At 42.5% G+C, this 13,417-nt stretch carries 20 protein-coding genes and 1 riboswitch; of the genes, 4 read left to right on the top strand and 16 right to left on the bottom strand.

Features of this window, described 5'->3' with window-relative positions; translation table 11 throughout:
- Positions 1-176: 176 nt before the first annotated feature.
- The 10 genes from NSQ09_RS21585 to NSQ09_RS21540 form a co-directional block, all read right to left on the bottom strand.
- Complete coding sequence (locus tag NSQ09_RS21585; RefSeq protein WP_284674913.1) at positions 177-974, bottom strand: PD-(D/E)XK nuclease-like domain-containing protein; 798 nt, start codon at positions 972-974, stop codon at positions 177-179.
- Positions 934-1,851 (bottom strand): hypothetical protein, encoded by a 918-nt coding sequence (locus NSQ09_RS21580; RefSeq protein ID WP_199680936.1) that lies wholly within the window; start codon positions 1,849-1,851, stop codon positions 934-936. The genes NSQ09_RS21585 and NSQ09_RS21580 overlap by 41 nt, the downstream gene beginning before the upstream one ends.
- Positions 1,848-2,039, bottom strand: coding sequence for a hypothetical protein (locus NSQ09_RS21575; RefSeq protein ID WP_114523722.1), 192 nt, complete (start codon positions 2,037-2,039; stop codon positions 1,848-1,850). Before NSQ09_RS21575 ends, NSQ09_RS21580 begins: the two co-directional genes overlap by 4 nt.
- Positions 2,040-2,139: 100 nt before the next feature.
- Positions 2,140-2,337: a YqaI family protein gene (locus tag NSQ09_RS21570; protein ID WP_095713588.1), complete on the bottom strand. Its 198-nt coding sequence runs from the start codon at positions 2,335-2,337 to the stop codon at positions 2,140-2,142.
- Positions 2,294-2,515, bottom strand: coding sequence for a hypothetical protein (locus tag NSQ09_RS21565; protein ID WP_272516055.1), 222 nt, complete (start codon positions 2,513-2,515; stop codon positions 2,294-2,296). The genes NSQ09_RS21570 and NSQ09_RS21565 overlap by 44 nt, the downstream gene beginning before the upstream one ends.
- On the bottom strand, positions 2,512-2,769 hold the full coding sequence (locus tag NSQ09_RS21560; protein WP_032722314.1) for a YqaH family protein: 258 nt from the start codon (positions 2,767-2,769) through the stop codon (positions 2,512-2,514). The genes NSQ09_RS21565 and NSQ09_RS21560 overlap by 4 nt, the downstream gene beginning before the upstream one ends.
- Positions 2,766-3,335 (bottom strand): helix-turn-helix domain-containing protein, encoded by a 570-nt coding sequence (locus tag NSQ09_RS21555; RefSeq protein ID WP_017696667.1) that lies wholly within the window; start codon positions 3,333-3,335, stop codon positions 2,766-2,768. The genes NSQ09_RS21560 and NSQ09_RS21555 overlap by 4 nt, the downstream gene beginning before the upstream one ends.
- A gap of 56 nt (positions 3,336-3,391) precedes the next feature.
- Complete coding sequence (locus NSQ09_RS21550; protein ID WP_144452720.1) at positions 3,392-4,120, bottom strand: Rha family transcriptional regulator; 729 nt, start codon at positions 4,118-4,120, stop codon at positions 3,392-3,394.
- Between the two features lie 46 nt (positions 4,121-4,166).
- Positions 4,167-4,307, bottom strand: a complete 141-nt coding sequence (locus NSQ09_RS21545; protein ID WP_017696669.1) for a hypothetical protein — start codon at positions 4,305-4,307, stop codon at positions 4,167-4,169.
- Positions 4,308-4,360: 53 nt separating this feature from the next.
- Positions 4,361-4,612 carry a helix-turn-helix transcriptional regulator gene (locus NSQ09_RS21540; protein ID WP_041850205.1) on the bottom strand — a complete coding sequence of 84 codons (252 nt, stop codon included), beginning with the start codon at positions 4,610-4,612 and terminating at the stop codon, positions 4,361-4,363.
- A 172-nt stretch (positions 4,613-4,784) separates the two neighbouring features.
- On the opposite strand from NSQ09_RS21540, the gene NSQ09_RS21535 reads away from it, so the two are divergent.
- From NSQ09_RS21535 to NSQ09_RS21525, 3 genes are all read left to right on the top strand, one after another.
- Positions 4,785-5,168, top strand: a complete 384-nt coding sequence (locus NSQ09_RS21535; RefSeq protein ID WP_032722318.1) for a helix-turn-helix domain-containing protein — start codon at positions 4,785-4,787, stop codon at positions 5,166-5,168.
- Between the two features lie 283 nt (positions 5,169-5,451).
- Entirely contained in the window at positions 5,452-6,489 is a 1,038-nt protein-coding gene (locus NSQ09_RS21530) for a hypothetical protein (RefSeq protein WP_064670934.1), read from the top strand.
- A gap of 138 nt (positions 6,490-6,627) precedes the next feature.
- Positions 6,628-7,104, top strand: a complete 477-nt coding sequence (locus NSQ09_RS21525; protein ID WP_242139169.1) for an ImmA/IrrE family metallo-endopeptidase — start codon at positions 6,628-6,630, stop codon at positions 7,102-7,104.
- An 11-nt stretch (positions 7,105-7,115) separates the two neighbouring features.
- Here the strand turns inward: NSQ09_RS21525 and NSQ09_RS21520 are convergent, their stop codons facing one another.
- The 5 genes from NSQ09_RS21520 to sdhC all read right to left on the bottom strand — a co-directional run bounded on the left by NSQ09_RS21520 (position 7,116) and on the right by sdhC (position 11,084).
- Entirely contained in the window at positions 7,116-7,298 is a 183-nt protein-coding gene (locus tag NSQ09_RS21520) for a LuxR C-terminal-related transcriptional regulator (RefSeq protein WP_032722321.1), read from the bottom strand.
- A 115-nt stretch (positions 7,299-7,413) separates the two neighbouring features.
- A complete protein-coding gene (locus NSQ09_RS21515) occupies positions 7,414-7,857 on the bottom strand; it encodes an acyl-CoA thioesterase (protein WP_129137821.1) in 444 nt (147 codons plus the stop codon).
- A 60-nt stretch (positions 7,858-7,917) separates the two neighbouring features.
- On the bottom strand, positions 7,918-8,679 hold the full coding sequence (gene sdhB, locus NSQ09_RS21510) for a succinate dehydrogenase iron-sulfur subunit (protein WP_003229569.1): 762 nt from the start codon (positions 8,677-8,679) through the stop codon (positions 7,918-7,920).
- 2 nt (positions 8,680-8,681) lie between these two features.
- Complete coding sequence (sdhA, locus tag NSQ09_RS21505; protein ID WP_003229567.1) at positions 8,682-10,442, bottom strand: succinate dehydrogenase flavoprotein subunit; 1,761 nt, start codon at positions 10,440-10,442, stop codon at positions 8,682-8,684.
- Between the two features lie 33 nt (positions 10,443-10,475).
- The gene (gene sdhC, locus NSQ09_RS21500; RefSeq protein WP_003222512.1) at positions 10,476-11,084 is read right to left on the bottom strand and encodes a succinate dehydrogenase cytochrome B558; all 609 of its coding nucleotides are present in this window, start codon (positions 11,082-11,084) and stop codon (positions 10,476-10,478) included.
- A gap of 292 nt (positions 11,085-11,376) precedes the next feature.
- Here sdhC and NSQ09_RS21495 point away from each other — a divergent pair, with 292 nt between their 5' ends.
- Positions 11,377-11,823, top strand: a complete 447-nt coding sequence (locus NSQ09_RS21495) for a YslB family protein (protein WP_003222508.1) — start codon at positions 11,377-11,379, stop codon at positions 11,821-11,823.
- 43 nt (positions 11,824-11,866) lie between these two features.
- Here NSQ09_RS21495 and NSQ09_RS21490 read toward each other — a convergent pair whose 3' ends face one another.
- Positions 11,867-13,093 (bottom strand): aspartate kinase, encoded by a 1,227-nt coding sequence (locus NSQ09_RS21490; RefSeq protein WP_024572581.1) that lies wholly within the window; start codon positions 13,091-13,093, stop codon positions 11,867-11,869.
- Between the two features lie 125 nt (positions 13,094-13,218).
- A riboswitch (Lysine riboswitch) is annotated at positions 13,219-13,398 on the bottom strand.
- Positions 13,399-13,417: the final 19 nt, after the last annotated feature.

Genomic DNA, 13,417 nt, shown 5'->3' with positions numbered 1-13,417 from the left:
GCACAGTGCTGTCAAAGCTTTGAAGTCTATTTCAACTAATCTCAAAGTAGGTTCATTTCTCTTGAGATAGTCAGTAACATATCGGGTGTACAAGTCTTTTCGCATATCTCGTCGGACCGTCTTTACAAGCCAGACATAACAATGAGGGATAGGAACTTTGATCACTGTCCTTTCCATCAACTAACCAGCTCCGAAAAATGTATGATGCTGTTGAGTTGATTAGTGGCACGGCAATACTTGCATTTTTCGCATCGTCTTGGCTTTTCTCCACCGTGTTTAACCTGAATAATACGTTCAATTCGTTTCTCAATGTCCTCAAGCTCAACTTCCATTCTGGCCTCGTCAATATTGATTACAGCTTTATCGGGCGGATCTTCCTTAGAGACTCCTACTATCAGAGGCTCAAGCCACTCATTTCGCCCTGTCATTCTTCTTTCAAGCTCTGCATATAGTGCCATTTGCGCGATATAGCCATAAGCCTCAACAAAAGAACAATATCCAATTTCGGGGTCCCAAACTTTCTCCCGTAAAGACCGTGCAGTTTTCAGATCGGAGAAACGGCCGCCAGCTGGGTTGTATACGTCCAGCTTTCCTTTCCACGGAACACCGAACAATTCAGCAGTTACGATGACTTCCTTGTCACCTTGAAGAACGAACATACAGAGATCGTCTTGTTGAATTGCCTCAATCATCAGATCAGCTAACTGATACTGCTTGTACAGCTGACCTTTTTGAGTAAATAGCGAAGGTGTATTCATCTTAAATTCATCAAAAGCCTGTTCACCTTCAAGCCAGGCATGAACATATTGACCGAAGAGAAGGGCCTCCGATGTTGGGGGCGTCCATTCTCCGTTAATCTTTGCCATCGTTGCTGCCTCACATTGAAGAAAGCTTTTATATTGAGAGTTCGACATGTAGTATCTATCAATCTCGTTAGAATAATAGTTCTCCTTGTTTAGCGCCGGTATCCGCATTAGCAGGATCACCCGCCTTTTCTTTACTATCAACAGGCTTGTCAGCTTGTTCTTTTTGCTTTTTGAATTCTTCCTCAGCCTTTGATTTAGTTGGGCCTGTCGTCTTGATATTGAAGTAATCTTCTTTCTTCGCCATACCATCACGTAAAGATGTATAAATGCGGCCAATCTTTAAAAAGTCTTGTTCTGTAAAGGCATCGACGTTACTGCCGATGTATTCTTCAATCATTTCTTTGGTGATCCCGAATTCTTTTTTGAATGTTGATAAAGCATTTCTGAGCCGATCTTCCAATGGTTCTTTATGGCCGTTTATTAACGTTTTCTGGCACATATCAACTGCAGCGTCAACGATATCACCAGGAATCACTCCAAGTATGCAGGAACGTAGTCGACGGGCTCCTTGATTGGCAACCATTTCGTAAATATCCCTAGCGTCATTAAGCTTTGTAACTGTACCTTTTGCCTTTTTCTCATGCTTCACAGTGAATATTTTGGTTTGTCGTGTATTCGTTTCGAGATCCCAAGCATACGCCATGACAGAGGATTCTCCGGCTTTTTGCTCGAGCTCCATAATTCCGTAATCAATGTTGCCCCAATTCTGCGCCAATGCCTCAGCCAATCGGATTGACGGACCAGATACCTTTGTCCCGCCGCGGGGATATTCATACACCGCATTCTCAGCTAACAATCTTCGTTCGCATGCTTTTTTTATCCGATCAAACGCCGCATATACGTCCCGCGGGAATTTCTTTGCAATAACCATAGCCGCCTGTACTTCTTGCGCCTGTCGGCTTACCATGGCTTCTGTAGTCACACTGGATGCCTGCTGAGGGGCCGGCATGTAATCTGAGTAATCTACCTGTGATAATCCATTCATTGTGCTTCTGCCACCTTTCTTTTGTATGCTTCCGTTCCAAGCCGCTGCCATTCCCGGTAGTGATCCATAGAAGGGAAACTAAACTGCGCTTTACCGTTTTTGGCGAATACAATTGAACCGCCGACCTGTCTTAAACGTTGCTGATCCTCCGCACGCTCGCTGAATGCCACTTTTATTGATTTAGCCATGTATAAAACCTCCATTGATTTTTATGAGGCGTTTTGGTATAATTAAGTAAATATTTCAGTCAAAACGCCTTACTGAGTCCACTTGCCAGAGTGGGCTTTTTTATTGCTCATTTTTAAATTTGAAACCAAGCTGTTCCCTCAGATAACGATCAAGGTTCTCTCTCAAGATCACCGCGCCGCAATCGATTACATAATCATCGACTGGGGTAACTTCATCCCCGAAAAAATCCTTTTGTGTTTCCGGCTCAGTCAGCCTATCGTGCCAGTTGTTCAGAATCATTGGGTTCTCGACTTCCATTTTCCTCAGCTCCTTCTTTTGCTTTAGCAAGTTCAGCAAGACTGTCGATTGCATTTTCTAAAGAGTAAAATTCCTTATGCAGAATGCTCACAGCTCCTTTGATATCTTCCTCTGAATATGCCGCCTTTTGGGCATGGCGCAAGAAGCTTGCCGCGAGCTCAAATTTTCTGAGATTCATCCCAAACACCTACTTATCACTGCCAAATTGATGCCGCGCTGTTGCATTTTCATAGCTGTTTCATACAACCGCCCTTTATTCGCCAGTCGGCTGATATCCTCTGTAAGAACTTTGATACTTCCGGCGAGACTGATTGCCTCTTCATAATCACCATCACGCAATGCCTCTGAAAGCATGATAGAAAGCTCTTCCGCTGATTCAATTTTTCTTTTTGCAGCATTTACATCTGACTTCAAAAATTGATTAGTTTTCATACCAAAACCGCCTTTCTTTCTTCTTGTTTTGCCATCGCAACCCGATCCATTAATGCTTTACGCGTCCACCTATCGGCCAGCTCTTGCATGCTTAAACCGTGACTCCGCACTAATGAATAAATCAGCGTTTTATTTGCTGGGATCAGATCAAATATTTGTTTGATGTCCCCCATCGGTATATCATCTGACCTTCCGGGCCGATCATTTGCCAGCCAACGAGCCAGATGTTTTGTTGCTTGCAATGCCTCTTCAAGCTGATGAATCATATTGATAACCGCACTACTTGCACTCTCATTTAACGCTGGATCAATAGGCGCCGCCGCTGTCGGATGAAGCTTAAACAAGAAATGCACTAGATCAATGTGTTCATAGGCTCCGCAAGCTTCAAACCACTTGATACACAGATCAGGCGTAAGAGGAAAAATACCGTTTTCCACATTGGAGACATACGATTGATCTCTATTCCCAATCACCTTGCCAATTTGATACTGCGACAATCCTGCCCTTTTGCGTTCTCGCCTGAGAATGCTTGGTAAATTGTCCATATTGTATGGATTGTTCGACATATGTTTGCCCCCTGATATATTTAGTTTTAACTGGTAAAATTTAAGTAATGAAGGAACTAGCTGGCTTGCTGTTTTTTCAGCTTATTGATGATGAAGGCTTGTCCCTTCGGAGTGATGCGCATTGTCAGCCAGGATTTTGGCGTCCCGTTTACTTGGCGCACCCCCTGTGCGATCTCAAAGAAACCTCGCTCGATGTATTCCTGGTATGGCTCATTCTTGTTGGCCATGATCATCTTCCATTCGCGCAGCTTCTGAAACAGTCGCTTTTCACCAATCATGATGCCATTTTTCGAAGCAAGCTTTGCCAGTTCTCTCACAAGCAATGATTTTTCAGCCGCCATGCAACTCTGTGCAAAGTTGACCAATGGTTCCTGAATCTTCAATGCTTGTTCAAGTTGCTGCCGTTCTTCCTGCTCGCTGATCCATCGCTTTGCCCGGCTGACTGGATCTTCGATCATGTAGGACGGTTGAGTCATTTTTTGAAGTTCGGCTTCCATCCGGTTAAATTCGGCAATGTATTTTTCTTTGAACACTGCTGCTTTGGCGCCCGTGTAACCAAAAACCAGAAATGTGAGTCCATCGCGTTTAATCAGATATTTTTTCAATGATCGGCCTGTTGGATCTAGATATTCACTCAACGAAAAATTTCGTTCAGCAAAATCTTTAGAGCAATTAAGCGTTTCAATGCTTTTTATTACATCGGCGTGACGTTTTCCGAATACCTCAGCCACTGTCAGGCTGTCTGTCACGGCTTGGTTGCCTTCAATAAAAACAATTTGATTCATGCTGTTACCTCCTTGCTTGTCCACCAAAAAAAGGTGAAGCAGATAATTAAGCGTGAAGCCTTAATTCTTTTTTAGAAGTGAAGTACGGCTCAAGAGCTTTACGGAAACACTCTTCTCTGTCCATCGTTCCGTAATATTCTTTGCCCATCTTGATGTTTGTTGTTTTTTTCTTAGTTTGTTTCGCCATGTGATCACCTCACGTCAGTGTATTCGTGTTGGACGGTTGGACTAACCAAGAAATTAAGCAGAATGTACTGCATTACGCTCACTACTCGAAACGCGTACTTGATCATCAAAAAAAAGAGTCCAGTTAAAATCAAGAACTTCTGCTATAGACTTAGCTGTTTGAACTCCCGCATTACGCTCGCCTTGTTCAATTGAAGCGTAAGTAGTTCGTGCGATCTTTGCTTTAGCAGCAACATCTTTTTGAGTTAATCCTTTGTTTAAACGATGACACTTTAACCATTCTCGCTGTTTTGATTTAGTGGCCATTCCTTTCACCTCCACTACTCATTTCGTGTCGTTGAATATAATATACTACGCATTTAGAGTATTGTAAACCCCTTTTCCTAAAAAAAATACTCTTTTCGAGTAATTTAATATACTACGCTTATTGTGTAGTTATAATGTTCTTAGTGCCACAAAATGTGAGAGGCGATAAAATATGAACTTTTCAACCAAAATAAAGAAATTAAGAGAAGAAAAGAAGATGAAGCAACAGGAAGTAGCAGATAAGTTAGGTATTGCCCGTACAACCTACGCTTCATATGAGCAAGGGAAAAGAGAGCCAGATCATGAGACTCTAATAAAAATTGCTGACTACTATAACGTCACTATTGATTTTCTTTTGAGAGGAGAAAGCCAGGAGACACAAGATGAAATCTTCAACGAACAAGCAAGAAAGATTCTTGAAGATCCTGATACTCTGGTAGCTGCTGCTGATGGAAAGATAACAGCTTCAATTTTGGAAGCAGCTCAAAGAATTATTGCTGAGCAATTAAAATCAGGTAGACAACCCGGAGATATAAAAAACGGGAACAAAAAATAATTACATAACGATCTCTTTATCTTTATTTATTATTATTGTTTAGTTTAGTTTAATTAATGCTGAACACTTCGCCTCAAAATTTGAGGTAAACTATTCAGTTGAAACCATTTCAACCTCAATTTTTGAGGTGATCCATGAGGTTATTTCTGCATTCAACCGCAAATTTTGAGGTAAAACATTCAGGGTTTTTCACTCAGATTTTAGAGAGAAAAAGTAAAAAAATCCTTTATTTAGACGATACAAAGAAAGAGATTGCACTTCATTATAAAAGGGGAAATTACAATTGAAAAAATGGTTATTAGGTATTGGAGCATTGACTCTTAGTTTTTCTTTAGCTGCATGTAGTTCTGACTCTTCAAGTAGTAATGAAAAATCTTCTTCAAGCAAGACAAGCTCACTTAGTGCTGAGGACCAGTTTAAAAAAGATGCAAAATCATATGCCTATGAAAAAGTAAATAGCGCCGGCATTAAGAAAGGGACAAAAATTGTCATTGAAGGCGATGTTACTTATGCCGATAACGTCAATGATGATGGGGACACAGTTTCTAAAAATGTTGAGTTTACTGTAAGTAAAAATAGCGATGGATCTGAAGTTTACACAGTAAGCAATAAAAGCGCTGATAAGTTCAAACTAAACGATACGGTTAAAATTTATGGTACATATGAAGGCAGAGCTGAAGGAAGTGCCCTTCCTAAAGTGAAAGCCGTTTACGTCGATAAAATTGATAAAGAAAAAGAGCAAGCTAAACAAGATGCTGCACTAAAAGAACAGTTTGAAAAAACTGGCGAAGGTGATATTGAAGGACTGGGCCACGTTAAAGATATCGGAGTTGGATATAACGACGAAGTCGGAATTGATGGTAAAGACACGCCTATAAAACCTGTTACTATGGGCAGCATGAAGCTTTATATTAACAGTGTGGACGTTCTCGAAATTGAACCAGATGCTGATGCAAAATCACTCTATTTTAATGATCAAGATAAAGTTCGGGCTATTGTAGTCGATATGAAGGCCGAAAACACTTCTTCTAAGGACGTAACGTTTGACCCTAACCAAGCTGTTATTGTTACAAATACAGGAGAACAGCTTGAATCTGAAATGGGATTAATGGGTGAAGTAGGCGGAGACTTCTTAGGGAAAGTTAAAAAAGAAGGCCAGGCATGGTGGATACTTAAAGATAATTCAAAAGATATCACTAGTTTGAAAATGATTATTTCTCCTCCAAGTGATGCAAAAACCTATGATGATTTAGGAAGCGAGAAAAGACTAGATTTTGATATCTTGAGTTTTGAAGAAGCTAAGAAAAAAGATTCAAATTAAATTGAGCCCCTAAAGGGGGCTTTTCTTTTCGCTAAAAAGGGAACATACGTTTGTTCACCTTCGACAAAATAGGTGATAAGATACAATAAAGCCTATGATAAAAGTCACATCTTTGGTTATTTAAGGGAGGTTTCATCTTTGAGATACACTAACAGCCATTTAGAAGATTGGATTGAACAGCTTTACAGGGAGATCGATATTACAAAGCCACATGAGATTAATTTTGATAGAATTGCTCAGGCCTTGGACATCTTAATTGTTTATAATCCGGAAACGAGTTTTGCTCTGCGATTCAACGGCATGTATACAATTTCTTTAGATTCACGAAAGACACGACAGGAACAGTGGCTGGATTTTGCTCATGAGGTTTGCCATGATTTTAGACACATGAACGATGATAAGATCATGCCTGCTTCGTGGAAACGATATTTAGAGTACCAGGCCAATTATTTTGCGTATCACTTTTGTATACCTACTTTCATGCTCCGAGCAATGGACATCCCCCGTAATCTATACGACGCAGTTCAAGTCATTGCCGATGCCTTCAAGGTTCCAGAGTCATTTGCGATGACCCGCATCAATATGTACTTCAATAAAAAACGACTCATCATATAAAAAAAGAGCCTCTAAAGGGCTCTTAGTTTGCGACCGGTATGCATACCATTTGAAATATGGTTTCGAACGGTTTTCTCACTGATAAATAGCTCGCTTGCAATCTCCTTTGTTGTCTTATCTTGAACGAGCAATTCGAACACTTCTCTTTCTCTTTTCGTTAGCAGCGGCTTCGATTGAAATTCTTTCTCCTTCAAGTATTGTAACCCTCCTTGCTAAGGTGAGAGCGAATCAGAAACGAATGGGTTTTGATATAGTCGAGATATCATATGTAAGAAGGGCGCAGGAGGTGACGTTTACAAGATAATTAGTTTATCGTGTATGAAGAAGCGTTTCTTTCTCCTCATCCGTCCAGCTGACAGCTTTGCCGCTTTCCTTTGAGACTTGAACCATCACGACTGCCCCGGTGAAGCAGGGCTCGCCTTCGCGGTTCTCTCCGAGATAGTGCAAGGTAAGAGATGAACTGCCGACTGCGCTTGTTTTCACATAGATGCGCAATTCTTCATAAGGCATGACTTGGCGCAAATAATCGCATTGCTGGCTTGCCACGACTGTCATGGTCTGTTTGTTTTCACTCATCATATTCAGCTTTTTAAAATAAGAAATCCGCGCCTCCTCAAAATATATAAAAGGGGTTACATTATTCATATGCCCAAACATGTCTGTCTCGGAAAATCTTACGGATACCTCATTAACAAAAGAAAAGGATGTTTTCCATTCTTGAAACGGCATATCAATATAAGCGGGAAGCTTCATCTTTTTTCATCTCCTTATTGTTTAAAAAAACCTCTCCCATGCGGAAGAGGTTTTTTCTTCTTATACTCTGTCGCTTCCGAAGAAATTGCGGAACGCTTGTAAGTTTGTATCTCTATTCAAGGCTGCAATCGAAGTGGTAAGCGGAATCCCCTTCGGACAGGATTGAACACAGTTTTGCGAGTTGCCGCAATCTGCAAGGCCACCTTCATCCATTAATGCTTCTAATCGTTCAGATTTATTCATGGCGCCTGTCGGATGCGCGTTAAACAGGCGGACTTGCGACATCGGTGCAGGCCCCATGAACTTCGATTTGCTGTTCACATTCGGGCAAGCTTCGAGGCAGACGCCGCATGTCATGCATTTTGATAATTCATATGCCCATTGACGGCGTTTTTCCGGCATTCTCGGCCCCGGTCCTAAATCGTACGTACCGTCAATCGGTATCCATGCTTTAACTTTTTTCAATGAATCAAACATTCTGCTGCGATCAACCTGCAAATCACGAACGACTGGGAATGTTTTCATTGGTTTTAAACGGATCGGCTGTTCAAGCTGGTCGATAAGCGCCGTACAAGACTGGCGGGGTTTTCCGTTTATGACCATTGAACATGCGCCGCATACTTCCTCAAGACAGTTCATATCCCATGTGACAGGGGTTGTCTTCTCACCTTTGACATTAACCGGATTCCGGCGGATTTCCATCAGAGCGGAAATGACGTTCAGATTCGGGCGGTATGGAATCTCAAATTCTTCATCGTAAGGCGTGCTGTCGGCTGTATCTTGACGTGTGATAATAAATCGTATGGTTTTTTGTTCACTCATGATTATTTCGCCACCTTCTTCTTCGAGTAATCCCGTTTCCGAGGCGTTATCAGTGATACATCGACATCCTGATACTCAAATTCCGGCGCTTCATACGGGCTTACATGTTTAGCCATTGTTGTTTTGAGCCATTCATCATCATTACGTTCAGGATAATCCGGTTTATAATGGGCGCCCCGGCTTTCATTACGGTTGTATGCGCCAAGGGTAATCACCCTAGCAAGCTGAAGCATGTTTGAGAACTGGCGTGTGAACATCGCTCCCTGGTTGCTCCATTTTGTCGTGTCATTGATGTTGATCTTTTTGAAGCGCTCCATTAACTCCTGAATTTTGTCATCCGTTTTCAAAAGCTTGTCATTATGGCGGACAACCGTTACGTTCGCCGTCATCCACTCACCGAGCTCTTTGTGAAGAACATAGGCATTTTCGGTTCCGTCCATACTCATAATGTCAGCCCATTTTTCTTCTTCTTTCTTAACGTGAGCGTCGAATAAAGATGAAGACATGTCTTCCGCTGAAGATTCTAAGCCGTTTACATATTTCACCGCATTCGGACCGGCCACCATGCCTCCGTAAATCGCAGACAGCAAGGAGTTTGCTCCCAAGCGGTTGCCGCCGTGCATAGAATAATCACATTCCCCAGCCGCAAACAGTCCAGGGATGTTTGTCATTTGATCGTAATCCACCCATAAACCGCCCATAGAATAATGGACCGCCGGGAAGATTTTCATTGGAAGCTTACGCGGGTCGTCTCCCATGAATTTCTCATAAATCTCAATGATGCCGCCAAGCTTAATATCAAGCTCTTTCGGATCTTTATGAGACAGATCCAGATATACCATGTTTTCACCGTTAATGCCGAGCTTCTGGTTCACACACACATCAAATATTTCGCGTGTCGCAATATCACGCGGCACCAGGTTTCCGTATGCCGGATATTTTTCCTCCAGGAAATACCATGGTTTGCCGTCTTTATATGTCCACACGCGCCCGCCTTCTCCACGCGCTGATTCACTCATCAGTCTTAGTTTGTCATCGCCCGGTATGGCTGTCGGGTGGATTTGAATGAATTCTCCGTTTGCATAATACGCTCCCTGCTGATAAACGATTGATGCAGCAGATCCTGTATTAATCATGGAGTTCGTTGATTTTCCAAAGATGATTCCCGGTCCGCCCGTCGCCATAATGACAGCGTCTGAACGGAAGGATTCAATTTGCATGTTTGTCAGGTTTTGTGCAACAATTCCACGGCAGGTTCTGTCATCATCTAAAACAGCGCCAAGGAATTCCCAGCCTTCGTATTTTGTGACCAGACCCGCAACTTCGTATCTGCGCACTTGCTCGTCCAGTGCGTAAAGCAGCTGCTGTCCCGTCGTCGCACCAGCATAAGCAGTTCTGTGGTGCTGTGTACCCCCGAATCGGCGGAAATCAAGCAGGCCTTCAGGCGTCCGGTTAAACATGACGCCCATCCGGTCTAATAAGTGGATGATAGAAGGCGCCGCTTCACACATCGCCTTGACTGGCGGCTGGTTGGCAAGAAAGTCTCCCCCGTATACCGTGTCATCAAAATGTTCCCACGGAGAGTCACCTTCCCCTTTTGTATTGACCGCTCCGTTTATGCCGCCTTGCGCACAAACTGAATGAGAACGTTTGACAGGAACGATGGAAAACAATTTAACCGCCATTCCTGATTCCGCTGCTTTAATTGTCGCCATGAGGCCGGCAAGACCCCCGCCGACTACGATAATGCTTGATTGACTCATGATAGCCCCTCTCCCTCTAGTAATCTAGTACTCTTAAACAAATGCAAAAATCGCTTTTAAGCCTACGTATGACAGTGCAACAAAAATAATCAGCGTAACGTATGTCGAAATTCTTTGAGAACGAGGCGTTACCGTGATGCCCCATGTAACAGCGAAAGACCATAAACCGTTCGAGAAGTGGAAAATTGTTGATAAAACACCGACAATGTAAAAACCAAGCATAGCCGGAGAGCTCAAAATATTCGCCATCATGTCGAAATTGACCTCAGCGCCCATTTGTGCGGCAATGCGGGTTTCCCACACGTGCCAGCTGACGAAAATGAGGGTGATGATACCGGTTACACGCTGCAGGACGAATAGCCAGTTTCTCATGTAGCTGTATTGGCCTGCGTTATTTTTCGCAGTAAACGCTATGTACACACCATAAACTGCATGATAAATTAATGGTAAGAAGATAATAAAAATTTCCAAGGCATACCTGAAAGGCAGACTATCCATAAAATGAGCAGCGCTATTGAATGCTTCAGCGCCCCTTGCGGCAAACTGGTTGACGACTAAATGCTGAATAAGAAAGATGCCGACCGGTATGACGCCAAGCAAGGAATGCAATCTTCGAAAATAAAACTCTCTGTTCCCAGACATTACTTTACCCCCTGTTTGATAAGTGCGAAATGTGCTAAATCTCTTCCCCCACTTCTTTCAATTGTAAGCACTTTATTAAGATTTATTGACAATTTCATTTTACTCCTCCCTCAAAAGGGCGTCAAGAAAACGCGTACATAAATTATAATTTTCCGAATTGATTAGTTGATTGAAAAATTTTATTTTATCAATATATATTTCTTGCTTAATTTTTCATAAGAATTACAGGATCATTCTGTAATCCTCCCCCCTGTTTAAGCTATAATATACGCAGGAGAGAGGGGAGACAGATATGAAGTCTAAATTTGAAGCATCTATTGACAACCTAAAAGAAATTGAAATGAACGCCTATGCCTACGAACTAATACGAGAGATCGTTCTCCCAGATATGCTTGGCCAAGATTACTCTTCCATGATGTATTGGGCAGGAAAACATCTCGCCCGTAAGTTTCCTCTTGAATCATGGGAGGAATTTCCGGCCTTCTTTGAAGAAGCGGGCTGGGGAACCCTCACCAACGTAAGCGCTAAAAAACAGGAGCTTGAATTTGAACTTGAAGGGCCGATCATTTCCAACCGGCTTAAACATCAGAAAGAACCTTGCTTTCAGCTGGAGGCTGGTTTTATCGCTGAACAAATTCAATTGATGAATGATCAGATTGCCGAATCATATGAACAAGTGAAAAAGAGAGCCGATAAAGTGGTTCTGACTGTGAAATGGGATATGAAAGACCCAGTGTAATCAAAAAGGCGGTGACTGCATAGTCCCGCCTTTTTGATTGTCATTACACAGCTGAAGGGTGTTTTGAAAGCTCAAATGCATCGTGAAGCGACTCGACTGCTTTCACCATGTCATTTTCGCTTACGACTGTTGACACTTTGATTTCAGATGTGCTGACCATTTTGATTAAAATGTTTTTTTGCGCCAGTACAGCAAACATTTCAGCCGCTACACCGGGATTTGAGACCATGCCGGATCCAACAATGGATACTTTAGCCAATTTGCTTTCTGTCTCGATTTTCTCAAATTCCAGCGCGTCTTTATACTCTTCAAGCACCGCAACGGTTTGGTCTGCATCTTCTGTTTTGACAGAGAAGGAAATTCCAGTCTTGTCCTCGGCCTGCGTTTGGATAATGATATCCACGTTTATGTTTCTTTTGGCAAGTGTCGTAAAAATAGTAGACAAAGTTGTCAGACCGCTAGTCAGCCCGTAAATGGTTACTCTTGTGATTTGATCTTCAAATGCAATTCCTCTGACAATTAAATTCTGTTCCATGGATGATTCCTCCTCAATTAATGTTCCCGCTTCGGTTTCTGTACTTGAACGCACTTCTAACGGCACTTGGTAATTTTTCGCGAACTCAACTGCTCTCGGATGAAGAACGCCGGCGCCTAAATTGGCAAGCTCAAGCATTTCATCGTATGAGATGCCCGCAAGTTTTCTCGCTGATTTCACATAGCGCGGATCGGTTGTAAACACACCTGGCACGTCTGTGTATATGTCACATTTATCAGCTTTTAAAGCGGCAGCCAAAGCAACTGCTGTTGTATCTGAACCGCCCCGGCCCAATGTCGTAATTTCACAATCCTCTGTCATGCCTTGGAAGCCTGCAACAATGACAATTTTTCCTTTTTCAAGCTGGTCTGCTAAAACCGAAGTGTCGATATCTGTAATTCTGGCGTTTCCGTGAATGGCCTCTGTACGGATTCCCGCCTGCCAGCCAGTATAAGATACAGCGTCATAGCCTTTTTCCTGCAATGCCATTGAAAGGAGTGAAATCGTGACCTGCTCGCCTGTCGCCAGCAGCATATCCATTTCGCGTTTGCTCGGCTGGTCAGAAATAGCTTTTGCAAGGCTGACCAATTCGTCAGTGGATTTTCCCATTGCTGAAACGACGACAACGACTTGATGGCCTTTCTGTTTTTCTGCAATTGCGCGGTTTGCCGCATTTTGAATTTTTTCGACTGAGCCGACGGAAGTGCCTCCGAATTTTTGTACAATAAGACCCATGTATTACCACCCTTTACATTTTGGTTCGTGCGGGTGAGGAGAAAGAGCGCTTTGTCCACAATAAAAAAAGCAATGAGAGGAATACTCTCATTGCTTATCAATTAATCATCATAAATGATTATGAACAACGAGATAGCCCTCCAAGAAAATGATTTCTTGACAGCCTTACATTTATTCAATGCACGGCCAGCAAATAATACCGATGGGGTTTTACTTGCTTCGGCGACGCTCCCCTTTCAGCCTTTTTCACAGAATCCATCTTTCTCCAAAGGCATACTCTTGAAGTTCGCACCTCTATCTTCACCATATAACACGATCTAACTA

Origin of the sequence: Bacillus sp. FSL W8-1202, assembly GCF_038006165.1 — a bacterium.
GTDB classification, from domain to species: domain Bacteria; phylum Bacillota; class Bacilli; order Bacillales; family Bacillaceae; genus Bacillus; species Bacillus subtilis.
Note: the sequence above shows the minus strand (reverse complement) of the source record. Positions and strands in the feature narration are given on the sequence as shown.